The following is a 25465-nucleotide window of genomic DNA, read 5'->3' as shown; positions in this document are numbered from 1 at the left end:
CCTTCAAAGCATGCCATATTAAAATTAACCCTAGCTTTAAATTCTGCCCTAGCGAAAGAAGTTTTACCTTTAAAAACCGCTTCTCTAAAATTATTTTCTGTGATTTCTTGATTTGTATATTCAGCTAAGAATTTTGTTTGTATAAATCTAGCTTCACCTTCAAAGCGTGCTATGTCAAAATTAACCCTGGCTTTAAATTCTGCCCTATCAAAATAGGCCTTATCTTTAAAAACCGCTTCTCTAAAATTATTTTCTATGTTTTCTTGGTTTGTATACTCAGCTAAGAATTTTGTTTCTATAAACCTTGCTTCACTTTCAAATTTTGTTAAACCAAAATCAACTTGATTATTAAAAATTGTGCCTGAAAAATCAACTTTTTTTTCAAAAATACATTGAATAAAACTAACTTTTCTATGAAAGCTAAATCCTCTAGCAATGATTTGATTTTTAAAAATACAGTCTGTAAAAAATAATGCTATATTATTATTTGCAAAATAAATACAATCGATTTCGCAGTTTGTTATAGTGATTTTATTTATTTGTTTTTGCCCTAGAATGTTTAAATCAATTTCGCTAATTTTGGAGTTGTGAATAGTTATTGTATTCTTATTTATTTTTACATTTATATCTTTGATGTTTTCTTGCACTAATATACCATAAGATTCTAGAAGCTTTTGCATTTATTTTGCCTTGTTTTATGTCTAATAAATATAAATTTTATCTAAAATGCTATAAGAAAAGCATAAAATATTCTTGATTTTATATCTTATGTTAAAATTGTATTTTATATCATCAAAAAAAGGAAAATCATGCAAGTGTTGCAAAAAATGTTTAAATTGTTAGCTATTATAGCTTTTGTTTTTAGTGTAAATGCTAATGCATTAAGTGAGGGTAAAGAGTATATTACTTTAAAAACGCCTATCCCAAATGCACAAAATTCTTTGATAGAAATTTTTTCTTATCGTTGTATTCATTGTTATAATCATCATCAATTTCACACTCTAGCAAAGGTTAAAGAGGCTTTGCCAAATTTAAAATATGATCTTTTTTCAGTAAGTTCTATGTTAGAGTATGGCGGGGCTTTAAATGAAATGTTTGCTTTAGCTTCTTTTAAAGAAAAAGCTTTAGGTTTAGATGTTACTAGTGAAAAAAGTCTTACCTATAAGCTTGCTGATGTGTATTTTATAAGTCATTTTGAGCAAAAGTTAAATTTAAACAATCTTGATTTATTTTACAAAATAGGCTTAAATGCTATCGGTGCTAATAAAGAAGAATTGCAAAAATTTTTACAAACTAAAGAAGCCAAAGAGCTTTTAGCTGCTTATGATGTGGCTAATGAAATTTCAAGAAATTATGGCACGCCTGCTTTTGTAGTAAACGGTAAATATCAAATCAATCCTGAGTATATCACTTCTTTGGAAGAATTAATCCGTATAGTTAAAGAACTTTCTACTAAATAAACACACAAAACATTATATCTTTAGTTTCAAGATATAATGTTTTATTTAAATAATAAATTATTATTTAATTTTTATTTTATATTTTTATTATCATTTAAGTTGGATTAGTATAAGCTAATATTGTTTATAAGATTTTTTAATAATTAATTATAAACATAATAAAGGAGGCTTAAATGCAAAATAGATTCAGCATGTTCTTAGGTTCGGCTTTGTTGGCTGTTTTTGTTTTTGGTGTAAACGCAAATGCGTTAAGCGAGGGTAAAGAGTATATTACTTTAAAAACACCTATCCCAAATGCACAAAATTCTTTAATAGAGGTGTTTTCTTATCGTTGCACGCATTGTTATGATCATCATAAATTCAATACAATCTCAAAAGTTAAAGAAAAATTACCACAATTAACTTATAAATTTTATCCTGTTAGTTCTATGGGTGATTATGGAAAGCAAGCTAATGAAATTTTTGCTTTTGCTGCTTTTAAAGATGAGCAAAATAAAGTAAGTCAAAGTGATAAAAATAGTTTAACTCATAAAGCTTCTGAAGCGTATTTTAATGCTTATTTTAAGAAAAAACAAAGATGGGGAAATGGAGCTAACCCTGAAGCGTTTTATGAAGTAGGATTAAAAGCAATTTCAGCAAGCAAAGAAGATTTAGATAATTTTTTAAAAACTCCTGAGGCTAGTGAAATTTTAAAATCTTATGAAAGTGCTAATGATATCTCTAAAAACTATGGTACACCTGCTTTTATAGTAAATGGTAAATATCAAATTACACCGCAAGCTATCACATCTCCACAAGCTTTGATAGAAATAACAGAAGAGTTAAGTAAGATGTAGTTTTTGGAGTATTTTATGAGTTCTTGTCCTGTTAGTAGAGTTAGTGCTTGGCAAAACACTAGAATACCTTGGTTGATAATGGTTGTAGCTATGATAAGTTTAACTTTCATAGCACACTTTTTGTTTCAAGAATACCTTTATATGGAGCCTTGTGAGCAGTGTGTTTATATAAGATTTGCCATGTTAACTATGGCTTTTGGTGGTATTTTAGCCTTGATAGATCCTAAAAATGATTATTTGAAAATTTTTGCATATACTTTTGTATTTTGGGGTATATGGCTTGGTATGGAGTATTGTCTTACTCTTAATCATATCCACGAAGTAGTACATTCAGAAAATCCTTTTGCTGGTGTTGATGGGTGTAGAGAAATTCCTATATATCCTTTTAATTTACCATTGCATGAATGGGCACCAGGATGGTTTTTACCAACAGGTGAGTGTGGTATGGATACACCTATAGTACCTGAAGATGTTTATGGTAGTTTAAATGCTTTTCAGAAATTTTTTGTTGGAACTCCTCCAAATTTTGAAGATGGGTTGTATAGTAATGGTTGGTATTTGATTCCTAGTATGGAATTTATGAATATGGCGGTTTGTTGCTTATTGGCTTTTGTTGTTTGTTTGGTGATTTTAGGAGGCATGTTTATTTCTTATGCATTTTCACATCCTAAGGCTAAAATTTATGCTTTGATTGTTTTGGTGTTTATAATTATTCTTAAAATTTTAGGTGAGCCAAGTGTGCAAATGGCTTAGTAGTATTAAAAAAAGGAGAAAGAATGAAAATTAGTAAAATTGTAAGTAGTATTTTGCTTGCTAGTAGTGTTGTTGTAGTTGCACCTAATGTTTCTTTAGCTATGGGTGGACCTAGTGGTGCTAGTATTAATTGGGAGATTCAAGGTAAAATTGGTGCTATAAAAATAAATCCTTATGGTTTATCCCCGCTTAGTGCTGTAATTATGGATGGTGGATACAAACTAAGCGATGTAAGTGTAACTATAGTTCCAAAACCAAATGGACAGACTATATCTTATAAGGTTAGTCCTAATAAAATTAAAACATATGGAGGAATTCCTGTTTTTGGACTTTATCCATCATATTTAAATACAGTAAAAGTAAGTTATACCAAAACTGCTTTTGGAAAAAGTGAAAAAGTAGTAGATGAAGTGTATAAAATAGCAACTGGTGGGGTAAATATAGAAGCTAGTGGAAGTCTTATGCAAAGAGGTGTACCTTTTGAAAAAGTAGAAGTGATTAAAGTAGATAAGGGTTTTGAAGATAGATTGTATTTGGTTAATAATGCTCCAGGAAGACAAAGTGGTAAAGGTTCTCAGTCTGTATGGAATAATCCAGCAGGTGGTGCAATGGAGTGGGATGAGAATTCAAATGCATTTATCATTGATACAAAAGGTGAAATTCGTTGGTATTTAGATAGTGATAAATTAATGGATTGGGGTAATATTTATAAGCGTGGTATTATGATGGGTTTTCATCAAAATGAAGATGGGGCTTTGAGTTTTGGATTTGGTCAAAGATATGTTAAATATGATTTGATGGGTAGAGAAATTTTTAACCGTATTTTACCTTCTTCTTATATAGATTTTTCTCATTCTATGGATGATATGCAGAATGGAAATTACCTTTTAAGGGTAGCTTCTGCTAATGTTAAGCGCCCTGATGGTAAAAATGTGCGTTCAGTGCGTGATGTGATAGTAGAAGTTGACAAAAATGGCAATGTAGTAGATGAGTGGAGATTGTTTGAAATTTTAGATCCATATAGAGCAAATGTAATCAAAGCATTAGATCAAGGTGCTGTTTGTTTGAATATCGATTCTAGTAAGGCAGGGGTTACTTTGAGTGATGAGGATTTAGCTAAAATGGATGCAAGTGATTCTTTTGGCGATATAGCAGGCACTGGAGTAGGGCGCAACTGGGCTCATGTAAATAGTGTAGATTATGATCCAAGTGATGATAGTATTATTATTTCAAGTCGTCATCAAAGTGCTATTATAAAAATAGGACGTGATAAAAAAGTAAAATGGATATTAGGAGCACACAAAGGATGGGGAGAAAAATATAAAAAAGCACTTTTACAACCTGTTGATAAAAATGGCAAAAAAATAGTTTGTGAGGATGAATATAGTAAATGCCCTGGTTATGAAAATGAAGATGGTGGCTTTGATTTTACATGGACACAGCATACTGCTTTTAGAATAGATGAAAAATCTGATAAAAGATATGTTTATATCACAGCTTTTGATAATGGTGATGCAAGGGGTATAGAGCAACCTGCTTTTGCTTCGATGAAATATTCAAGAGCGGTTGTGTATAAAATAGATCAAAAAAATAAAACCGTAGAACAGGTATGGGAATACGGAAAACAAAGAGGTAATGAATGGTTTTCACCTGTTACTTCTTTAACTGAGTATCATAAAGATAAAAATTCTATAGTGGTTTATAGTGCTACTGCTGGAATGGCTTTTGATTTAAATAAAGGTGTTGCATTGGGTGAGCCAAGACCTGAAATAGATGAATTTAAATGGGGAGCTAAAGAACCTTCGGTACAAATTCGCTTTAGTGGAGCAAGTACTGGTTATCAAGCTATGCCTATTGATTTAGAAAAAGCATTTAAATAAGAAAAAAGGGCTTTTTAAAGCCCTTTAAATTTTATAAATATCCTGCACCTAAAGCTAAGAAATAACCTACTATACAAGAAACAATCACACCAATTAAACCCGGCAAGATAAAACTGTGGTTGATAACAAATTTACCTATTTTTGTAGTACCTGATCTATCAAATTGTATGGTTGCAAGATCACTTGGGTATGTTGGTAAAATATAATATCCATAGCAAGCTGCTGCAAAAGCAATGATAATGCCTGGTTCAACACCAATGCCTAGTGCAAGTGGCACAAAAGCTGCGATTGCCGCTGCTTGAGAATTAACAAATTTAGAAATAAGTAAAAGCATAATAGCATAAGTCCAAGGATGTTCTATAACGATATTACCTAAAGATTCTTTCATCATAGGAGTATGCACTGCAAACATTGTATCTGCCATCCAAGAAATTCCAAAAACAGCTACTAAGGCTATCATACCGGATTTAAAAATTTCATTTTTTGCAATTTTGCTTGCATCAAGTTTGGTAAAAATGATTAGCGCTGCACCTGCTAAAAGCATAAACATTTGAATAGTTGCTACCATATTCATAGGCTTGGTAACGCCTTTTGAGGTAAATTGCGGTCTAAGCTCTGGAAAAGCTCCAAGTATAGCTACTATAGCAATAGCACCTAGGAAAATCCACATAGCTACCCATTGGATAGTTGGAAGTTTTTGTCCAAGAAGAGTTTTACTATCGCCATAGATATATTCTCTTTGTTCTGGATTTTTAATCTTAGCTTGAAAATCCTCATCTTTATCAAGATCTTTTCCCCTAAACCAAGAAAAAATTCCTATAGCCAAAACACCTACTAAGGTAGAAGGTATAGTAATAGCAAGTAAATCTACATAGCCATCAAATCCTGCTAAAGGATGTTTATTAATTTCTGGATTTAAAAGTAGGGCTGTTAAGCTTACAACTGCAACTGAAACAGGACTTGCGATAATACCAAGTTGTGAAGAAATACTAGAAGCAGCCATTGGTCTTTCTGGGCGAATACCATTTTTAATAGCAATGTCATAAATAATAGGCATCATAGTATAGACAACATGCCCAGTTCCACAAAGCATGGTAAGAATGCAAGTTACAAATGGCGCCAAAATAGTTAAGAATTTAGGATTTTTTCTTAGAACTTTTTCTGCAATTTGCAACATTACATCCAAACCACCACTAGCTTGTAAAGTTGCACTAGCAACAACAACAGCTAAAATGGTAAGCATAACATCAATAGAAGGTTTTCCAGGTGCTACAGCAAAACCAAAACTTAAAACTAATAAACCTATACCGCCTAATAAGCCTAGAGCGATACCGCCTTTTTTTGCCCCATAAAAAAGACAAATAAGAACAACAATTAGTTGGATACTAAATTGAACACCTTCGCTAAGGCTAGTTAGTATTTCCATACTCTCTCCTTATTTTTTGAAATATGTGAGAGTATAATCCAAGTTTTATTAATAGTAAATAAAATTTTTTATTATTTAAATAAATATTTACCAATATTTTAATTTTGTTTATTAAAATATTGATTTTCTATTTGTACTCTATTGATAATTTTTTAATATAGCAAAAAGAATTTTACTGATTTTTTCAATAGAAGCTATTTCGCATTTTTCATCTGTTGAATGTGGACTATATATATTTGGCCCTATAGAGCAACATTCTAGAGGTTGTTTTTCACTTATAATACCACATTCTAAACCAGCATGTATAGTGTAAAGCTTGGCGTTTGGATTTTCTTTTTTAAAATAACTTAGAATTTCTTCTCCAAATTTAGTATCTTTATTAGCCCAAGGTGGATAAAAATTTGCACTTGAAACTTCACAGCTTTGCATTTTAAAATAAGTTAAGGTTTCAAATTCTATATTTTTAAGCTCTTGTAAATCATTTGATCTTGCAAAAAGTTCAAAATGAAATTTACCTTCTTTTTCATAAGCTAATGAAAGATTGATACTTGTTTGGACTAAATTTAGATGATGATTAAAAGTTCTAACACCTTGTGCAAAAGCATTGATAAGATTTAAAATGATTTGAGAGTTTTTATAATATGTTCTTTTGATTTTACCTATATAATTTACTTTAAAATGATTATTTTCTTTTGGAGGATTTTTAAAAAACGCTACGATTTTAGCATGTTTTGGTATCGAATTTATTCTCTCGCCTGCTTTAAACTCGCAAAGTTCGCCTTGATTTTGAGTGATAAAGTAACTTGCTTCTTTGATAGAAGATTTGATGTTTTTAACAATATCAATCCCTGAATGTCCACCTTTAAAATCTATTGCCTCTATTTCATAGCATTCATCTTCTTTTTCATCTATTTCTAATTTCAAATTAGCAAAAATATCTACTCCGCCAGCACAACCTATAACAACTTCATCATCGCTTTCATGGTCTAAATTTAACAGCTTGTTTGAAATCAAAGTATGTGTAAGATTATTTGCTCCACAAAGGCCAACTTCCTCATCATTAGTAAAAAGACATTCGATATTTTCAAAGTCTTTTAAAGCTTGCATCATTAATGATACTCCTATGCCATTATCTGCACCCAAACTTGAGTTTTTAGCTTTTAAATATCCATTTTCTTCATACATTTGTATATTTGGAGCCTCCCCCATGCAAACCATATCATAATGGCTTTGTAAACAAATTTTTGGATTTCCTTTGTATGCGTGGATATTATCTGCATTATCAACGCTTACTTGACAGTTGTGACTTTTAGCAAAATCAATGAGAAAATTTTTTAATTCTTCGGTTTTAAAACTACAATGAGGTATTTGAGTAATTTGTTTAAAATTTTGTATAATTTCTTGCATAAATTTCTCCTTTTTATTGTAATTATGGCATATTTTTATATAGATGAGGTTTAAATGAAAATTTCTAAAAAGCAAATTAAATTATCAATAACCTTATTAAAAGAGCCAAAGAAATTTTTAATTGTGCTTTTTTTAGTCGCTTTTGCTTATGTTTTAAATTATGATAACGGCTCATATATCAATGCTAAAGTAAGTCGCGTGGTAGATGGAGATACTATTGAAGCTAGATTTGAAGATGAAAAACTTAAAATAAGACTTTTTGGTATAGACGCACCTGAGAGTGATCAAGCCTATGGAAAAATGGCTACGCAATTTTTAAAAGCTATTGTATTAAATAAAGAAGTTGTTTTAAATGTAAAAGATGAGGATAAATATGGTAGAATTTTGGCCATTGTGTACTTAAACGATAAAGATATCAATCAAGTTATGGTTAAAAATGGTTTTGCTTGGGCTTATGAATATTATAGTGATTTATATGTAAATGAGCAAAACTATGCTAAAGAAAATAAAAAAGGTTTATGGGTAGATGAAAATCCTATAGAGCCTTATAAATGGCGTAAACAAATAAGATTAAAATAGGAAAAGAGATGTTTAAAAAAATATTTTTCATTGGGTTTGTAGTATTGTTTTTTGGTGGCTGTTTTGTAAATGAAAGAGGAATTTCAAACCGCTTTTATGATGATTGTAAAGAATATTATGATGCAAGTGGGACTTACCATAAAGAATGCCCAAAGAACTGGGTAGATTTACCTTTAACCCCCGATTCCTTTTAAGGCTGCATTGAGTTCTTCTTGTGTAGTTTCTTGTTTAGCTGGTTCTTGCTGATTTTGATTGTTATTTGTTGTTTGTGTTTGTTTGAGCTTGAATATATGCTCTTCTGTTGTAACAACTTGAAAAGAAGCATCAAAAATTTTAATCTCATTTACAAAGCCAACCACTTTAACTTCTCTTTTTCTTGAGTCGTCACTAAACAAAGCGCTTGCTTCAAGATTTAGGATATCTCCAACTTTTAAAGGAGCATAGAAAAAGCTTCTTGAGCCTATTAATACGCTAAACTCTTTATTGATTGCAGCTTGAGCTATATAATTTGCCGCGTTAAATACAAATCCACTATGTACTAGCCCTAATTCATCTACTGCCATATCATGAGTTGTGATTAAAATACCTTTGGCGAAATTTTTTTCTATATGAGAAATACTTCCTGCTAAAGTATTATTTATCCCAGGACAAGTGATAAGTTCTGATTTAATGCGATTTAATTCTTCAGGATCTATTAATTCTTCTATACTAACAGCACTTGCTACTCTTGCCATTTTTACACCTTTAATTTAACATAAACTCTTTTTGGTGCCTCATAGCCTTCACAAGTTAAATTTGAATCTTGCTTATCTAAAAATTGATCTAAAGAATAAGAATCAATCCATTGTGTTTTTCTTTGTTCTAAAAGATCGGTTTGCTTAGTTGTTATGACTTCAAATTCACTAAATCCAGCTCTATGGCACCAATTTCTTAAACCCAATATCGACGGAATGAAAAAAATATTTGGTATTTTTGAATAAGTTTTTTGAGGAATAAGTGCTATTTCTCTTTCATCTTCTATATACATAGTATCTAAAAAGACTATGCCATTTTTATTTAAAGATTGCTTGAGTTGTTTTAGCATGGCTATAGGATCACTACGATGATAAATTACTCCAAGGCAAAAAATCACATCAAATTTTATGCCATAATTTGGCACATCAGCTACACCTAAAAGCTCATATTGTATAGGAGTTTTTGCAATAGAGTTTAAAAGTAAAAATTGTAAATAATACTTAATAGAAGGATCAAAACCTATGAGTTTTGAAGGACTAAATTCAAGCATTTTAAACATATAATAACCATTATTACAGCCAATATCTGCAACTATTTTACCTTTGATTTCTTGCATATATGGCTTTAATATATTAAATTTTATAAAACTTTGCCATTCTGTGTCTATAAATAAATCATTAATTTTAAAAGGCCCTTTACGCCAAGGTTTTAATTCTAAAGCGATATCTTTAATCTCACTATCTAAGCTTTTATCACAAAAAATATCAAAACTTTCATTTGTAAAATAATTTGAGTTTTGAACTTTTGTGCTAAGTTTTTGAATTTTTTCATATAAAGGATGTTTTAAAACTTGCTTTAACAAAGCATTATCTTGCATATTTTTCCTTGAAAAACTCCCTTATTTGGGAGTTTTATTATTGAAGTAGGCTTGCTAGTTTAGTTTGTAACATTACATTTGAATGAGCATTTGCAAATAAAAACGCATTTTCTTTTAGATAATTTGCATTAAAATCATTGATATTTTGTGCTAAGTCGTTATTTTGCAATTTGCTTTCAGCTTCTTTGGTATTTATGCTAGTTTGCAAAGATGAGTTGATATTAGAATGAATAGCGTTAATCCCAGCACCAATATCTGCACGTAAAGAACCTACTTGATCTTGAAAATCGCGAATTCCATCTTGGTTTTCAAGGCTTAAATTTGCTGTACTTAGTTGATTTAAATTAATACTTTCAACCCCAGCTCCAACAACAAAATCCATACTTTGGAAAACATTTTTTCCGTTAAAAGTTGCATTTGAAAATGCATCATTGATTGAACTTATAAGTTTATTTGCTTCAGCGTTTAGCATACTTTTTTGTCTGTCATTTAATGCAGCGCTATTTGAGCGTACAGAAAGTTCATTAAGTCTATCTGCTGTAGCTGATATATTGCTTAGTGTTGAATCGGCAATTTGTAAAACACCCACTGAATCATAAGCGTTTAAAATACCTTGATCTATAGTGCTATACTGACTTCTTAAAGAATCAGCTATAGCTAAATTTGCCCCATCGCTTCCGTCTATAGCACGCATTGCGGCTATATTTTCTAAAGCTTTTTCTTGGCTTTTTTGAGCTTGATTTAAGTAATGGTTTTGTTGAGTTGTTCCTATATCGCCTATTTTCATCTTTGACTCCTTTTAAAGACTTGTTTTATTATATCACTTTTTTGTTTTAAAATTTAAAAAAAACAAAATTACCTGTGATAACATGATAATTTTCATCACAACTTCACTTGCACCATGAATTTTTATAAATTCTTGAGTCTTAGTTGCTTCTTCTCCTAAGCTTTGCGCTTCTAAAACATAAGCAGTGAAGTAAAATACAAAAAGCAAACTTAGTGCCAAAATGATTAAAGAAAGCATAAATTTTGAAAAATTTATTTTAAAAGTTAAATTTTTGTCTTTGAATGAAAAAATTTCCATTAAAATAGATAAAACACTCATACCTAATAAAACATAACCAAATTGCACAAAAATGTGTGTCATTAAAAGCCCACTTTGAAAATGAGTTAAAATCCCTTCGCCTATGAATTTAGCAGGATAAAATATAGTCGGAGCTAAAAATACACCTATGCTAATTTCAATCCCAATTAAACTTGCTAATAAAAATAAATATATTGATTTCATATTTTCTCCTATAAAAAGATAATTATAGTCTAATTTTTTAAATTCCACGCAACAAAGGCCCTATCAAATCCATTATAATCTTGATAAAAGGTAGCCTTGAAATCATTTTCTTTTAAAATTTTATTTAAAATTACTTTTTGATCATAACCAAACTCGCATGCTAAAACTTTTGTGTTATTATTTTTAGCAAAAAGGATAATTTCATGTAAAATTTCCCAGCCTTTATCCCCACCAAATAAAGCATTGTGCGGTTCATTTTGCACCCATTTATCCAAAGGATAGTCATTTTTTATGTAAGGTGGATTAGAAAAAATAAAGTCAAAATTTCCACGCATATTTTTAAAATCGCAAAGTTGAAAATTAATTAAATTTGAAACATTATGAAAATCTGCATTTTTTTTAGCAAGCTCTAGTGCTTTTGGATTAATATCACAAGCTTGTATAAAAATTTGTTTTAACTTTGCTAGAGAGATGCTTAAAATTCCACTTCCAAAACCGATCTCAAGTATATTTTTAAAAGAGTTATGATCTAAAATTTCTAAGCATTTTTCAAGTAATATTTCACTATCAAAACGCGGTATTAAAACCCCTTTTTCAGTAAAAAAATCTAAACCATAAAATTGCGTTTTTTGAAATAAATATTCAAAAGGCTCGCCATTTAAAAATTTATCTACATATTCTAAAAAAACTTTTTCATTAATTTGAAATTCAGGATTTAAAAAAATCCAAGCCTTATCTTTTTGCAAAAGCTCACAAAGAATAAAAAGTATATATTCTTTGTGAGCAGGATCTTTTGTGTAAGCTTGCTTTAAAGCTTGTTTGATTGAAATCATTGTAAAGCTTTAATTCTATCATAAATGCAAGGATGGCTTAGGTGAAAGAAAGTGTAAATTTTACTTGTTTTAACAAAGGCTTTGTTTTCTTTTGCTAAAGCTATAAGAGCATTTTTCATATCTTCTTTAGAACTTAGTTTTGCCCCATGTAAGTCAGCATTAAATTCATTTTTTTGACTCATTTTATTAAATAGTGGAGAGATAATAAAAGTAAAAATATTGCCAAAAATCAATAAAAGTGCAAAAACTCCAGCATTCACTCCATCTAAATGACTTTCAATATAAAAAAAGCTTGGTAAATGAGCAAAGATAAAAAATAAAGCAAAAAGCATCAAAGCACTAGAAAATAACATTTTTAGTAAATCTTTATGTACAAAATGTCCTAGCTCATGACCCAAAACAGCAATGAGTTCTTTTTCTTTTAAAGCATTTAAAAGCGTGTCAAAAAGTACTACTCTTTTGCTTTTAAATAAACCACCAAAATAAGCATTTAATCTTTTATCTCTTTTGCTTGCATCGATAATATAAACACCATTTGTGCTAAAACCACATTTTTGCATCAAATTAGTGATTTTTTCTAATAAATTTTCATCTTCAAGTTTTTTCATTTTATTAAACATAGGTGCAATAAGTGTAGGATAGATAAGATTTATAATAAGTATGATTATAAAACTTAGGGCAAAAGCAACAATCCACCAGTATGTGTTAAAAAATTCAAAGCAAAATACTAAGGCATAGATGATTAAAAAGCCAAAAACGAGCATTAGAGCTAAAGATTTAATACTATCTTTAACAAAAAGCGCTAAAGTCATATTTGAAAAGCCGTGTTTTTTATCTTTTACAAAGCTTTCATAATAACTAAGTGGTAAATTTAAAATACTAATAATCAATAAAAATGCAAGTAAAAATAAAGTATTTTCTAAAGTAGAATTTTCTTTTATAAAAAATTCTTTTAAATACAAAAAGCCAAAGCTAATCCAAAAAATGTTAATTATCAGATTATAAAGATTAGAAAATATTTTGTATTTTTCATTTTCTATGGCGATATTTGCAGCGTTTTTATAATCATGCTCACTTAAAATAATTGCTTGTTTTCCTTTTTCTTTTTTTAAAAAAGAAATTTGCATATAAGATATAAAAACTAAAAAAGTTGTGTAAATACATAAAATAGATATTAAAGTCATAGTTTTTCCATGTAATTTTTTTAAAAGTATGCAATAAGAAAGTAAATAAGCATAGGTAAATTTACCTATGCTTGCATAAGAAGAATTCTTTTTTTGCTAATCAGAATGAGTATTTAACGCCAATATTACCAGTTAGGTAAGTTTCATCGGTATTATCATCTTTATTGCCTAAGATTTGTTTAGCACCTATGCTTAGATCAACAGAGAATCTATCTGTTATACTAATGTTACTTCCGATAAGGATTTTACCAAAAGTTTTATCTTTTTCAGCACCAGCTACATGGTATTTCATGCTATTATTTCCTGTAAAGCGTCCTTCAAAGTCATCTCCACTTGTAGCAAAGAATTGTTCGATTTTTGGAGTGATATAGAAATAGTTACCGCCATCAAAACCTTTTCTAAATTCTGCTCCAATTTCAGCACTCGCTGCAAAGCTGTCCATTGAGTAAACTTTTTGAGCCCAAAGACCATTTTCTGTATAATCTGGAGTTTTTCCATAGTAAACATTTAATCCAATCAATGGTTTAATATCAAATTTATCACCCATGTTAAATACATATCCATATGCACCACTTGCACCTAAGAAAGTTTGAGTGTAGTCAGATTTATTGCTGGTTCCATTTAAAAATCTCTCTTGATCTGTATAGCTAAATTGTGCATATGCTTTGATGTCAAATTCATGTTGCCCATTTGTTATTCTTGAATACGCACCAAATTGTAAATTGTCTGCATCTTGACTGATAGAATTGTAGTTTAATTTAGAATCAGCATAAGTTAAATATGCTCCAAATAATACTGAATCACTAAATTGTCTATCTATACCTAGTGTAATACCATATACAGAGTCGCTTTCGCTACCTATCATATTTGCTCCACCAAATGCATTAGACCAAATACTGTTTTCGCCTTGATTTCTATCTTGCATCATTCTAGTTGAAATAGCCATTTCATTAGCTAGGTTGATAACTTGGATAGCACCTTGACGGTTAGAGTTGTTTGTGCTTTCTCTGGCTGAATTTGCTATATTTTTGGCTTGTTGTGCATTGCCTAGTATAGCATCAGTTAACGCACTGCTTGCTGCTTGTTGTCTGTTTGATGTTAATAAAGATGCTAAAATAGCATCAAGTTGCTGATTGAATGCCGTTGTTGAATTGTTTAATCGATCTATTTCAGTGTCTATTTTTTCTATAATCTTTTTAATATCAGCATCAGGATCTTGTTGCTGATTTTGATTTAATGGCGCTGGCAATCCAATTTGTGCTCTCAAATGATTGCTCAATTGTGTTAATGCTTCTTTTTTTGCAGTAATTAAATTTTGACTAATTTCATTTGGTTTATAATTTTTCCAAGCTGATGTATCTGCTTGAAGATATAAAGAATTTCCAATTGTTGTAAGTTTGTATTTAAGATCTTTAATTTGTATTCGAATTTCCCCTGGATCTATTGATCCTGGGTTTTCCGTAAAACCTGGAGTAGATCCTGTTAATATTTTAAGTAAAATTTCATTGTTGTTTCCAATGGAAATTTCAGTATAAACACCTGCTGTATTTGAAGTTGTAATGTTTTTATTAAAACCACCATCAGCACTTAGTAAAAAGATACCGTTTTCACTTACTGGAGCATTGGTAGCGCTAAATGTTGAGTTTGTTATATTTGCTTTTCCAGTTATATGAAAGCTATGGTTACCATAAAAGTCAAGATTTGCATTTGTTGCAGCAAAATTACCTTTTACTAGTAAAGAACCATTTGCACTTTGACTTCCTAAGGTACCATTGCTAATGAAAAGATCAGCACCATTAAGTAGAGCTAGATTTCCTTCTATAACCCCAGTATTGCCTACATTTAATGAAGTATCTTGACCCAAAGCATTATTTTTGCCATCAAAAATTATTTCTTTTGCTTTTATATTAAAAGAATAAAATTTATCTTTTTCTCCATCAAAATAATGACCGATTTCCGCATCTTGGCCATTGGCACCAACATTAAATGTGCTTTTAGCTGCATCTATATTTAGGTGATTGATAAATTTGTTTGTTTTGCCATCAAAACTAGATCCAATGACAGAAGAGATATTGTAGATAGAACCTGTATCTTTATCTACTATGAAAGAGTAATTTCCGTTTTTATTTTCATCTTTTAGGTTAGAATCTGTAAACGATACCCCCCCCCCACAACAGCATGAGCTGAACTAGCTACCATAGTAGCAACACAAGCGGAAAGAAAAATTTTTCTATTCAACTTTTTCATTGTTTTTAAAACTCCTTTAATAAATTTTTATGACGAGGAAGAAAATTATACCAACTATAACAAAAAAAATCAATCAAAAACAAATTAAAATTTATGATTGTTAAATAGAGCAAATAAAATAATAAAAAATTATTATAAATTATCCTCACTTTTTTCCAAAACCTCAAAATAAGCTTCTTCTAAAATACTAAGTTCACTTTCTAAAGAGTTTAGCTTTTCATAAAGGGTATTTATACCTAGTTCTTGATAGATTGTGGGATTACTTAGAGCATTTTTGATTTCTTTGATTTCTTCTTCTAATTTATGAATTTTATCAGGATATGAGTTTAAAATTTCATTTTCCTTATAGCTTAGTTTTTTACTTGATTTTTCTTTTGTTTTTACACTTGTTGTAGTGTTTGTTTCTAAACTTTTAGAAAATTCTTCAAAGTCTTTGTATTCTTTTTCATTTTCTAAATATTCACTATAAGAAAGAACTTCTATATTGATATTTGCATTATCTTCAAAAGCATAAAGTTTAGTTGCTATTTTATCAACAAAATATCTATCATGTGAGACAAGCAAAATCGCACCTTCAAAAGAAAGTAAGTATTCTTCTAAGATATTAATTGTAGCTATGTCTAAATCATTTGTTGGTTCATCTAAGATTAATACATCATATTCTTTAGTAAAAAGCAAGGCTAGGGCAACTCTGTTTTTCTCGCCCCCACTTAACACACTCACGCTTTGCTCTAAAAATTCTTTTGGAAATAAAAATTGTTTTAAATACCCATAAACATGCATATTTTTACCACGCACTTGAATGTGATCACCGCCATTTGGGCAAAAAATTTCTAAAAGTTTTTTATCAGTATTTAATAAGCTCCTATTTTGATCAAAATAGCCTATTTTAACTTCACCTCTTTTAATTTCTCCACTATCAAGCGGAATTTGATCAAGTAAAATTTTTAAAAAAGTAGATTTGCCACAGCCATTTTTACCTACTATGGCTATGCGTTCACCTTGTAAAATTCGTGTATTAAAGTCTTTAAAAAGTGTCTTGTTGGCAATAGATTTTGAGATATTTTTAAGTTCAAAAAGCATTTTTTTGCGGTTTTGACTTTGAGTTTGGTTAAAATTTTTGCTTGCTCTTTTGATTTCAAGTTGTAGGCGTTTGATAGCTCCTGGGTTTTTTTTAGCCTCTTCGCGCATTTTAAAAATGCGTTCTTTGCGTCCTTCGTTGCGTTTAAGCCTAGCTTTGACTCCTCTTCTTAGCCATTCTTCCTCGCTTTTGAGTTGTTTAAGTAGGGTTTCATGGCTTTTAGCTAAGGAAGTTAAAATAGCTGCTTTTTTTTCTAGATATTGCGTATATCCACCCTCAAAAATGCTTAATTTTCCTGCTTCTATTTCTACGCATTTTTGTGCTATTGCATCGATAAAATATCTATCGTGAGAGATGAAAATAACACACATTTTAGAGGCTTTTAATCTTTCTTCTAAAAAGCTACTCATATATACATCTAGATGGTTGGTTGGCTCATCAAGCAATAATATATCAGGATTTTTCAGCAAAAGTGTGCAAAGTCCTACACGTCTTATCTCGCCCCCACTTAAAGAGCAAAGTGTTCTGTCTTTATATTCTAATAGTTTAAATTCTTCTAATATTCTTTGTATTTTTTGGTCTAAATTCCATGCATCTTTTGAATCTATAAATAAACTTAATTCATCTACTTTTTTTAAATATTCTTTATTTTCTGGATCAAGAGCTAATTTTTCATTATAGCTTTCAAATTCTTTTAAGGCTTGGTAAATTTCTTCAAGTTCTTTTTTGATGGCTTCGCTCACACTTAAGGTGCTTTCAAAACTTACTTGTTGGCTTAGCATACCTATACTAGCGTTATTTTGTTTAATCACTCTACCGCTATCTAGTTTTAAAGTCCCCATAAGGGCTTTTAAAAAGCTTGATTTTCCTTCACCATTTTTGCCTATAATGGCGATTTTTTCTCCTAAATTTGCGCTAAAATTTGCATTTTCTAAAACTATTTTTGTATTAAATTTCTTATTTGCATCGATTAAATCTAATAAAGCCAAATTTCTTTCCCAAATGTTTTTTTGCGATTTTACTTTAAAAAGTATTAATTTTGCTTAAATAAAATTACACTATGAGAGTGTTTGTTTTTTTTACTTTACTAGTTTTATTTTTTGCTTTGGCAAATTGGTATATTTATAAAAGATTTTTAAGTAGGGTTGATTTTTTAAAACCTTATAAGAAGTTTGTAATAGCTTTTGTTTTAATAGTTTTTGCATGTGAATTAATCTTTTTTGTAAATATGCGCGGGGATTTTTTGCATGAAAAGCTTTATTATATTTTGGCTATTTTTCCTACCATTACTTGCTTTTTTTTACTTTTTGGAGTGGTTTTTGAAATTGGTTCTTGGATTTTTTTTAATGAAAATAAAAAAGAGCAAATTTTTAGCCTTCAAAGAAGAAAGTTTTTAAAATTAATTTTTGATTCTTGGCTTATTATACTTAGTGTTAGTATGGTATTTAAAGGTTTTGCAAATGCTATCAGCACGCCTAAGGTTAATGAAGTAGATATTAAAATTAAAAATTTAAAAGAAGATTTAAATATAGTTTTGCTTTCTGATGTGCATTTGGGAAAAAATTTAGGAGAAGATTTTTTAAAAACCTTAATCGATGAGGTTAATGCTTTAAATGCTGATATAATCATCATAGCTGGGGATTTGATCGATGCAGATATTGCTAGTATGCCTTATATTAATTTATTAGAAAATTTTAAATCAAAATATGGCACTTATTATGTTTATGGAAATCATGAGTATTATAATGATATAAATGCGATAAGCAAAAAGCTTAAAACGCTTAAGAATTTCAAAGTTTTAGAAGATGAAAGCGTTGATTTTGGGGATTTTACTTTAAGTGGGACTTTGGATTTGTCTGCTAAACGTTTGGGTTTTAAAGAAAGCAATATAGAAAAAATCAAAACTCAAATCAATCAAGAAAAAGTTAATATTTTAATCACGCATCAGCCAAAATATGTAAAAACTTATGATGTAAGTGGGTTTGATTTGATTTTATCAGGACATACACACGCAGGACAAATTTTCCCTTTTTCTTTGCTAGTATATTTAGAACAAGGCTTTGTGTATGGGCTTTATAAATTAAGCAAGGATAGTTTGCTTTATGTAAGCAGTGGAGCTGGATTTTGGGGGCCTGCTGTGAGATTTTTAGCTCCTAGTGAGATAGCTTTGATTAGATTAAAAGGAGAATGAGTGGGATTTAGCAATAGTGCTTCAAAAATATTTGGAATCATAGCAAAATATAAATTTCCAAAAATCATACAAAAAAACATTAATAAAGCTTATGTAAATGCTTTTAATATCAATATGAGCGAATTTAAATCCTTAGAAGAATACGAGAGTTTAAATGCTTTATTTACAAGAACTTTATTAAATGAGCGAGAATTAGAAGATGGCTTTATAAGCCCAAGTGATGGTAAAATTTTAGAACTTGGAAGTAGTTTTCAAAATGACTTAAAAGAAAATTTAGCCTTTAGCATTAAAGGTTCAAGTTATAGTATAGAAGAGCTTTTAAAAAACTCAGCTAGCAAAGAAGAATTAGAAAATGGCATAGATTATGCAAATATTTATCTATCTCCAAAAGATTATCATCATTATCATGCACCTTGTAATATGCAAATTTTAAGTGCTACTTATATGAGTGGAGCTTTATTTAGTGTGAGTGAGGCAAAGTTAGCTAAGATTATAAACCTTTATACTAAAAATGAAAGAGTAGTTTTAAAGTGCTTAGTGGAGGGAAAATTTATACTTTGGATGGTATTTGTGGGTGCGCTAAATGTTGGTAAAATGCATTTTAGTTTTGATACTAGCATACAAACCAATGCTGCAAATTTTGATTTTACTCATACCTATGAAGATCTTTTTGTAAAAAAAGGTCAAAGACTTGGAAATTTTGAGCTAGGTTCAACTATAGTTTTAATCGCTCAAAAAGGATTTTTAAAATTTAGTAAAAATGCTTATGAGCAAGTTGAATTTTCTAAGAAGATTGCGGACTTTGCTTAGTCTCATCTTCATTAGCAACTTTATATAAAAAGGCAAAAATTTCAGCCACTGCTTTATACATATTAGGTGGGATTTCATCGCCTAGATCAAGCTTACTAAGTACTTCTACTAAGTCTTTGTCTTCTTTTATGGGTATGCCATTTTCTTTAGCTAAAGAGATGATTTTAGCAGCGTTTTCACCTTTGGCATTAGCTAGAATTTTTGGTGCATTTTGATCTTCTTTGTTATAGCCTAGCGCAACGGCTTTTTTTGTTTTTTTAGCCATTTTTAAGCCCTTGTATCAAAACCCATATTAAAGTCATTATATTCTTCTTGATTGTGAAATTTACTTTTAACTATATCGCTGATGAAAAAATTAGAGCTTAGAAGTCCTACTTTAACTAAGGCTTTTTTTAACTCATGTGCTCTTTCGTAAAGTTTTTTTCTAAAATTAGCATTTTCTACCATCATATTTATATCAATGTATTTATCATTGCTTAGTGATAAAAATACATTGATTTTTCCTAATTTTTCAAATTCAAGATTAATTTGTGCATAAAATTTATCTTTTTTACCGCGTTTAAAAACTACATTAGATTTTTCTAAATCATCCCAAAAGAAAGGTAAAAAAGTATGAATGCTATTATTAGCTAAAGATAAAAGCTGGTTAAACTCAAGCTGAGCTATAAGACGATTTGCTTGATTTAGTATGTTTTCATTGTCTAAATTTTTAGCCAGATTAGAAACTTGTAAAAGAGTAGATTTAATATCTTTTTGTAATTCTGAAGAAATTTCTGTGGTATCTTTTGGGGTAATTTTTCCAAGATCTTTTATAGAAAGTTCTAATTTTTTTTCTATATTTTTTATATCATCTAAAGAATTTTTTGCTTCATAATTTTTAGGATCTAAAGCTTTTAAAACCTCGTTGAGTTTTCTTCCTATTAGGCCTAGTTCTTTGTTAAGATTATTTAAAACCTCTTCTTGTAGATTTTGGCTAAAATTAAGATTTTTACTTACATTTTGTTTGAAAATATCTTCTAGTAAAATTTTACCCGAAGTGCTTTTAAATATATCTTCTAATTTGGTATTATTTGCTTGTAAATTTTGACTTTTGTTATCATTTTTGCTTGGTTCTTCAGTATTTTTTTGTGGTGTTTTTGGCTCTTCTTTGGGATTTTCTTTGATATCTTTACTTTGTGGTGTTTTTTCTTCTTTTGTGTTTTGAATTTCTTTATCTTTTGCTATGTTTTCTTGTTTTTGTTGAGTTTCTTTTTTATCTTCTGTGTTTTTTTGTGGAGTTTTTATTCCCTCTTTTAACACTTCTTTGATGTCTTTAGTATGTGGAGCTTTATTTAAATTTTCTTGTGTTGTTTCAGTTTTGTTTTTGTGATTTTTTATGTCTTTTAAAAGTGTTATAAGATCTTTAATGTTTTGACTAAGTTCTTTTAGTATATGCGTATTTTGAATTTTTATATTTTCAGGTTTGGCTAGTTCTTTATTGATAAGTGCTAAATTTTTATTAAGATTTTTAATGAAATTATTAGCAATATTTTGTAACTTTTCTTGACTAATAGAACTTGGGTTTTTATTGATATAGCTTTTGAAATTTTCTATTTTATCAAATAGTTTAAAAAGTGTCTTGTAGTTTGTATTTTCTAAAGAAATTTTGTTATCTTTTTTGTGATTTTGTAAGATATGAATAAGTTCTTTTAAGGTGCTTGTGGTATCAAGATTTTTAAGATCTAAATTACTTATATCGCGTTTTAGATTTTCACTAGTAGCCCCTTTTATAGTATTTAAAAGATTAAAAAAGCTTTGTGGTAGGTTTTGCTCTTTTAGAGAATGATTGAGTTTTGCTTCTAAAAATACACCTGAATTTTTTACCAAAGATGAAAGATTTTTATTATTGATATCTTTAGCAGGTTTAACTAGATCTTCTAAAATTTTAAGCAGTTTTTCAAATTCAGGATTTTTAGAAAGCTCTGTTTGAAGTTTTTTAACTTCATTAGCAAAATTAGGTGCAAAATTTAAATCTTTGTGATTTTTTAATACTGCTAAATCAGGATCTTTGCTGGTTTTGATTTGATCTAAAAGTTTATTTAATAATTCTTGTAGTTTTTGATCGATTTTGCTTACATAATCTTTAGGTAGTTTGACTTCAGGATTATTTTTAGAAAATAAAGGATTTTTTAAAGCATCATTGAGTGAGGTTTTTTTGTCTGATTTCTCACTTTTGTTGTCTTTGCTTGTTTCGTTTTTTGCAAATTGATTTTGATTGTTAGAAATATTAGTTATCATCTAGCATTACCATATTACCTGGTTTTCTTTTAAATTTGGTTAGATTTTTAAATTTTGGTTTATCTATGGCAAAGGCAATTAAAACAGTTAATAAAACGATGTAAAAATACATAAAACCATTACCTTCAAAATAATACATCAAAGTTCCAAGCACAGCAGGCGCAAATAAAGCACCAAAAGAATAAGTAAAAAGAACTGCTCTACCTAACTCAACTCTTTTGCTAGAATCATCAAGCATATCATTTGCTCTAGCTAAAGAAAGAGCATATAAACAACACATTCCCATACCTAGCAAAAAGCCAAAAAAGTATTTTAAATAAATATTATAGCTTAATAACAAAATACAAAGCATAGCACTTAAAGCGGTAAAAGCACATAAAATAATAGCAAATTTACGACTAATTTTATCAGAAAGGGTTCCGATGAAAAGTTGAGATATAAACCCTCCTAACATGGTACAAAATATAAAAATCGAAGCTTCTTTTGCGCCAAATCCTTGTATGAGTATAAATAAAGAAGCCATGGAGAAAAATCCATTTAAAAGCATACCTGCTATAAAGCTTGTCACTAAAGCTAAAGGTACTATATCAAAAACTTTAGGAATGGAAATTTTGGTTTTTTGTGGTAAAACTGGCTCTTTAATACGGATTAAAAATAAAGGAATAGAAGCAAACATAATAAAACTAGCACTTAAAATAAATACTGTATTGCTTGGGAAGTCAAATGACATAAGTAAAATTCCAAAGCCTGATGATGAGTAAAATACTACTTCATAAAAGGCTATTACTCTTGAGCGAATAGCATTTTTTGCTTTTTCATTAAGCCATGATTCTATGACCATTAAAAGTGCATAGTAACAAAAACCTAGCAAAAATCTCAAAACCATCCAAAAATATAGATTAGAATTTAAACTATGAAGCATAGTGGCTATACCAAAAATGATAGCAAAAATTCCAAAAGATCTTATATGTCCTACTTTAGAAACTATTCTATGGGCGCTAATTGTACTTACCATAGCACCAAGAAAATAACAACTTCCTATTATTCCTATGTAAAAATTACTAACATTGTTATGTTTTAAAATAATTGCTATGGAATTTACTGTTAAAGCACTTCCTATAAAAACAAAAATCATACCAAGAAATAATGCTGTTAGTGATCTAATCGTTCTTTTTGAGCTCAACATTTTCTTATTAAAAAATTATATATTAATACCGCTATGGGTGTGACAAACATTGCACAAAACAAGGCAAAAATACTCATTAGGCCTTGAAACTCTAAAAATAAAAATCCTGCTATTAAAAACACATAAGCAAAAATTTTAAACAAAGAAAAAAAAACTAATGTGTTTTTAAAAATACTTTTAAATTTTGGTTTTAAATCGTCATCTATATGGATAAATTTTATAATTTTTGGTAAAGAATATTGTTTTTTAGCAAAAATTTGCAAAGGTCTTTGCGTAAAATCGTAATTTTTAGCCGCTTTAAAAATAAAATTTTTATAATTTAAAAAAGATATCAGAATGATTAAATTTTGAGCCAAAAAGCCAAATTCAAAGCTTATAAAGGTTTTAAAACTTAATTCTTTGTAGAAAAAAACTCCTGCTAAGAAAAGTAAATTTAATCCTAGCAAGAGTTTTAATAAAATTTTAGGCTTTAGGATCATTTTTTAAATCTTTATAGCGATTTTCTTCTTTAAATTCTTCATAGCTTTTTACTTGTGCTTTGTAAGCTTTATAAACATTTAAAATCGCTGCAGCTACTCCTATGAATACTCCTACCCAAAAAAGCCAAGCTATACCGGTTAAATTTTTTAAAAAATAGCCTATGCCAATCCCGATTAAAACAGCCACAACCATAGATATACCAAGGCTTAATCCATCTGCAGCTTCTATGCCTTTGCGAATGATTTTTTGTCTTTTGTTCATAGGGCTTTAAAACTTTCTTGTGCTGCTTGTATAGTTTTATCAATGATTTTTTTATCCATACATTCACATATGAAACCTGTTTCAAATTGAGATGGTGCCAAATACACACCTTTGCTTAACATTTGTGCATGAAATTTAGCAAATAATTTAGTATCTGATTTTAAAGCATCTTGATAATTATTAACAGGGTTTTCACAAAAGAAAAATCCAAACATAGAACCAACGCAATTAACTTGCAAAGGAATTTTGCAATCATTTGCAGCTTCTTTAAAGCCTTGAGTAAGTCTTTTACCTAGTTTTTCTAATTTTTCATATAAACCTTCATAATTTCTTGCTTTTTTTAAGCTCGCATAACCTGCAGCCATAGCAAGAGGATTGCCACTTAGTGTTCCTGCTTGATAGACCCCACCCAAAGGACTTAATAAATCCATAATCTCAGCTCTTGCAGCAAAAGCAGCCGCAGGCATACCTCCGCCTATAACCTTACCAAAAGTTACTATGTCAGCTTTTATATTATTAATTCCAAAAGAGCCTAAATACGAAGCTCTAAAGCCACTCATTACTTCATCAAAAATTAAAAGAATTTGATGTTCATCACATAGTTTTCTTAATTCTTGTAAAAATTCTATTTTAGCAGGTACTAAGCCCATATTTCCTGCAATTGGCTCTATAATGATACAAGCTATATTATCATCACTGTTGATTAAGTTTTTAACACTATCGATGTCATTATAAATAGCCACTAGAGTATTTTTAGCTACATCGGTCAAAACTCCTAGTGAGCTTGGGGTATTAAAAGTAGCTGCACCGCTTCCAGCACTTACTAATAAAGAATCAGAATGCCCATGATAACATCCTTCAAATTTGATGATTTTATCTTTTTTGCTAAATCCTCTTGCAAGACGAATAGCACTCATAGTAGCTTCTGTGCCACTGCTTACAAAGCGTATTTTGTCTAAATGTGGCCAATCTTTTAAGATAAATTTAGCTAACTTAGTTTCAGCTAGGGTTGGTGCACCAAAGCTTGAACCATGTTCTAATGCTTTTTTGCAAGCTTTTTCAATATCCTCATCACAATGCCCAAAAAGTAAAGGCCCCCAACTTTGTACATAATCTATATAAGTATTATCTTCTATATCGCTAATATAAGCACCTTTTCCTTGCTTGATAAATAAAGGATTGCTACCCACGCTGGCAAAGGCACGCACAGGTGAATCAACACCACCTGCTATATATTCACAAGCTTCTTCAAAGGCTTTTTTATTATTTTTCATTTTTTACTCCTTTTGTTATTAGTAATATAATCATAAAGCGATTTCATCTCATCTTCTGTTAATGAGTAAGTTGGCATAATGCTTTTTGCTTCTTGAGGTTGGCTTAGAATTTCTCTAAAACGTGCATAAGGAGTGTTTTTAATACTTGGCACAATAAAAGGAATTTTTTCTCCATTTTTAGTGTAATAACCTAGTATTTGTTGCCCTCCATCGCCATGACATTTAGCACAACTTATGCCTCTTGGATTTTTGTAAAGGGACTCTTGGTATTCTTTAGGTGAGATGAAATCTTCAGCCCAAGCACCATAAACTATAAAAAACAAAAATAAAATAATTTTCATTTATCACCTTTAACAAAAAAAGAAGTTTTATTATGATACAATTTTTTAAGTTAAAGAAA

General features: G+C 29.6%; 26 protein-coding genes. 8 read left to right on the top strand and 18 right to left on the bottom strand.

Annotation, left to right across the window (positions count from 1 at the left end; all coding sequences use genetic code 11):
• Positions 1 to 680, bottom strand: a 680-nt coding sequence (locus tag CAMP5053_RS05630; protein WP_337217451.1) for a pentapeptide repeat-containing protein, incomplete at its 3' end; no start/stop codon positions are given.
• Positions 681 to 815: 135 nt separating this feature from the next.
• On the opposite strand from CAMP5053_RS05630, the gene CAMP5053_RS05625 reads away from it, so the two are divergent.
• From CAMP5053_RS05625 to CAMP5053_RS05610, 4 genes are all read left to right on the top strand, one after another.
• Positions 816 to 1460, top strand: coding sequence for a thiol:disulfide interchange protein DsbA/DsbL (locus tag CAMP5053_RS05625; protein WP_412175583.1), 645 nt, complete (start codon positions 816 to 818; stop codon positions 1458 to 1460).
• Positions 1461 to 1633: 173 nt separating this feature from the next.
• Positions 1634 to 2296: a thiol:disulfide interchange protein DsbA/DsbL gene (locus CAMP5053_RS05620; RefSeq protein ID WP_039628174.1), complete on the top strand. Its 663-nt coding sequence runs from the start codon at positions 1634 to 1636 to the stop codon at positions 2294 to 2296.
• Positions 2297 to 2311: 15 nt separating this feature from the next.
• Entirely contained in the window at positions 2312 to 3049 is a 738-nt protein-coding gene (dsbI, locus tag CAMP5053_RS05615; RefSeq protein WP_214100604.1) for a protein-disulfide oxidoreductase DsbI, read from the top strand.
• Positions 3050 to 3072: 23 nt separating this feature from the next.
• A complete protein-coding gene (locus tag CAMP5053_RS05610; protein ID WP_337217450.1) occupies positions 3073 to 4929 on the top strand; it encodes an aryl-sulfate sulfotransferase in 1857 nt (618 codons plus the stop codon).
• A 31-nt stretch (positions 4930 to 4960) separates the two neighbouring features.
• Here the strand turns inward: CAMP5053_RS05610 and CAMP5053_RS05605 are convergent, their stop codons facing one another.
• Both CAMP5053_RS05605 and CAMP5053_RS05600 read right to left on the bottom strand, forming a co-directional pair.
• A complete protein-coding gene (locus CAMP5053_RS05605) occupies positions 4961 to 6355 on the bottom strand; it encodes an anaerobic C4-dicarboxylate transporter (RefSeq protein WP_133319306.1) in 1395 nt (464 codons plus the stop codon).
• Positions 6356 to 6493: 138 nt separating this feature from the next.
• Positions 6494 to 7762 carry a M20/M25/M40 family metallo-hydrolase gene (locus CAMP5053_RS05600; RefSeq protein WP_337217449.1) on the bottom strand — a complete coding sequence of 423 codons (1269 nt, stop codon included), beginning with the start codon at positions 7760 to 7762 and terminating at the stop codon, positions 6494 to 6496.
• Positions 7763 to 7816: 54 nt separating this feature from the next.
• Between CAMP5053_RS05600 and CAMP5053_RS05595 the strand changes: the two genes are divergently transcribed.
• Positions 7817 to 8341: a thermonuclease family protein gene (locus CAMP5053_RS05595; RefSeq protein ID WP_214100608.1), complete on the top strand. Its 525-nt coding sequence runs from the start codon at positions 7817 to 7819 to the stop codon at positions 8339 to 8341.
• 8 nt (positions 8342 to 8349) lie between these two features.
• Positions 8350 to 8535, top strand: a complete 186-nt coding sequence (locus CAMP5053_RS05590; protein ID WP_039617919.1) for a hypothetical protein — start codon at positions 8350 to 8352, stop codon at positions 8533 to 8535.
• Here the strand turns inward: CAMP5053_RS05590 and CAMP5053_RS05585 are convergent.
• The 8 genes from CAMP5053_RS05585 to abc-f form a co-directional block, all read right to left on the bottom strand.
• On the bottom strand, positions 8515 to 9075 hold the full coding sequence (locus CAMP5053_RS05585) for a hypothetical protein (protein ID WP_087700505.1): 561 nt from the start codon (positions 9073 to 9075) through the stop codon (positions 8515 to 8517). The genes CAMP5053_RS05590 and CAMP5053_RS05585 overlap by 21 nt on opposite strands.
• Positions 9076 to 9077: 2 nt before the next feature.
• Complete coding sequence (gene cmoB, locus CAMP5053_RS05580; RefSeq protein WP_337217448.1) at positions 9078 to 9953, bottom strand: tRNA 5-methoxyuridine(34)/uridine 5-oxyacetic acid(34) synthase CmoB; 876 nt, start codon at positions 9951 to 9953, stop codon at positions 9078 to 9080.
• Between the two features lie 37 nt (positions 9954 to 9990).
• On the bottom strand, positions 9991 to 10740 hold the full coding sequence (locus CAMP5053_RS05575; RefSeq protein WP_337217447.1) for a flagellin: 750 nt from the start codon (positions 10738 to 10740) through the stop codon (positions 9991 to 9993).
• A gap of 33 nt (positions 10741 to 10773) precedes the next feature.
• Positions 10774 to 11241 carry a DUF4149 domain-containing protein gene (locus tag CAMP5053_RS05570; protein ID WP_337217446.1) on the bottom strand — a complete coding sequence of 156 codons (468 nt, stop codon included), beginning with the start codon at positions 11239 to 11241 and terminating at the stop codon, positions 10774 to 10776.
• Positions 11242 to 11270: 29 nt separating this feature from the next.
• A complete protein-coding gene (locus CAMP5053_RS05565) occupies positions 11271 to 12071 on the bottom strand; it encodes a HemK/PrmC family methyltransferase (protein WP_337217453.1) in 801 nt (266 codons plus the stop codon).
• Positions 12071 to 13258: a M48 family metallopeptidase gene (locus CAMP5053_RS05560; RefSeq protein WP_337217445.1), complete on the bottom strand. Its 1188-nt coding sequence runs from the start codon at positions 13256 to 13258 to the stop codon at positions 12071 to 12073. The genes CAMP5053_RS05565 and CAMP5053_RS05560 overlap by 1 nt, the downstream gene beginning before the upstream one ends.
• A gap of 100 nt (positions 13259 to 13358) precedes the next feature.
• Positions 13359 to 15122: an autotransporter family protein gene (locus tag CAMP5053_RS05555; protein WP_337217444.1), complete on the bottom strand. Its 1764-nt coding sequence runs from the start codon at positions 15120 to 15122 to the stop codon at positions 13359 to 13361.
• A gap of 515 nt (positions 15123 to 15637) precedes the next feature.
• A complete protein-coding gene (gene abc-f / locus CAMP5053_RS05550; protein ID WP_337217443.1) occupies positions 15638 to 17575 on the bottom strand; it encodes a ribosomal protection-like ABC-F family protein in 1938 nt (645 codons plus the stop codon).
• Positions 17576 to 17646: 71 nt separating this feature from the next.
• Between abc-f and CAMP5053_RS05545 the strand changes: the two genes are divergently transcribed.
• Both CAMP5053_RS05545 and CAMP5053_RS05540 read left to right on the top strand, forming a co-directional pair.
• Entirely contained in the window at positions 17647 to 18777 is a 1131-nt protein-coding gene (locus CAMP5053_RS05545) for a metallophosphoesterase (RefSeq protein WP_337217442.1), read from the top strand.
• Entirely contained in the window at positions 18778 to 19587 is an 810-nt protein-coding gene (locus tag CAMP5053_RS05540; protein ID WP_337217441.1) for a phosphatidylserine decarboxylase, read from the top strand.
• On the opposite strand, the gene CAMP5053_RS05535 is transcribed toward CAMP5053_RS05540, so the two are convergent.
• Genes CAMP5053_RS05535 through CAMP5053_RS05505 form a run of 7 tightly spaced genes read right to left on the bottom strand, consistent with a single transcriptional unit; the run spans position 19562 to position 25406 of the window.
• A complete protein-coding gene (locus CAMP5053_RS05535; RefSeq protein ID WP_012661291.1) occupies positions 19562 to 19852 on the bottom strand; it encodes a FlhB-like flagellar biosynthesis protein in 291 nt (96 codons plus the stop codon). The genes CAMP5053_RS05540 and CAMP5053_RS05535 overlap by 26 nt on opposite strands.
• A 2-nt stretch (positions 19853 to 19854) precedes the next feature.
• Positions 19855 to 21864: a flagellar hook-length control protein FliK gene (locus CAMP5053_RS05530; RefSeq protein ID WP_337217440.1), complete on the bottom strand. Its 2010-nt coding sequence runs from the start codon at positions 21862 to 21864 to the stop codon at positions 19855 to 19857.
• On the bottom strand, positions 21854 to 23047 hold the full coding sequence (locus CAMP5053_RS05525; protein ID WP_337217452.1) for an MFS transporter: 1194 nt from the start codon (positions 23045 to 23047) through the stop codon (positions 21854 to 21856). The genes CAMP5053_RS05530 and CAMP5053_RS05525 overlap by 11 nt, the downstream gene beginning before the upstream one ends.
• Entirely contained in the window at positions 23044 to 23529 is a 486-nt protein-coding gene (locus CAMP5053_RS05520) for a hypothetical protein (protein ID WP_337217439.1), read from the bottom strand. Before CAMP5053_RS05520 ends, CAMP5053_RS05525 begins: the two co-directional genes overlap by 4 nt.
• Entirely contained in the window at positions 23513 to 23791 is a 279-nt protein-coding gene (locus CAMP5053_RS05515) for an AtpZ/AtpI family protein (RefSeq protein WP_220555304.1), read from the bottom strand. The genes CAMP5053_RS05520 and CAMP5053_RS05515 overlap by 17 nt, the downstream gene beginning before the upstream one ends.
• Positions 23788 to 25065, bottom strand: coding sequence for a glutamate-1-semialdehyde 2,1-aminomutase (hemL, locus tag CAMP5053_RS05510; RefSeq protein WP_337217438.1), 1278 nt, complete (start codon positions 25063 to 25065; stop codon positions 23788 to 23790). Before hemL ends, CAMP5053_RS05515 begins: the two co-directional genes overlap by 4 nt.
• Positions 25062 to 25406 (bottom strand): c-type cytochrome, encoded by a 345-nt coding sequence (locus tag CAMP5053_RS05505; RefSeq protein WP_337212469.1) that lies wholly within the window; start codon positions 25404 to 25406, stop codon positions 25062 to 25064. Before CAMP5053_RS05505 ends, hemL begins: the two co-directional genes overlap by 4 nt.
• Between the last annotated feature and the right edge of the window lie 59 nt (positions 25407 to 25465).

It is taken from the genome of Campylobacter sp. S4:11 (assembly GCF_024723695.1).
GTDB lineage: Bacteria > Campylobacterota > Campylobacteria > Campylobacterales > Campylobacteraceae > Campylobacter_D > Campylobacter_D jejuni_C.
Note: the sequence above shows the minus strand (reverse complement) of the source record. Positions and strands in the feature narration are given on the sequence as shown.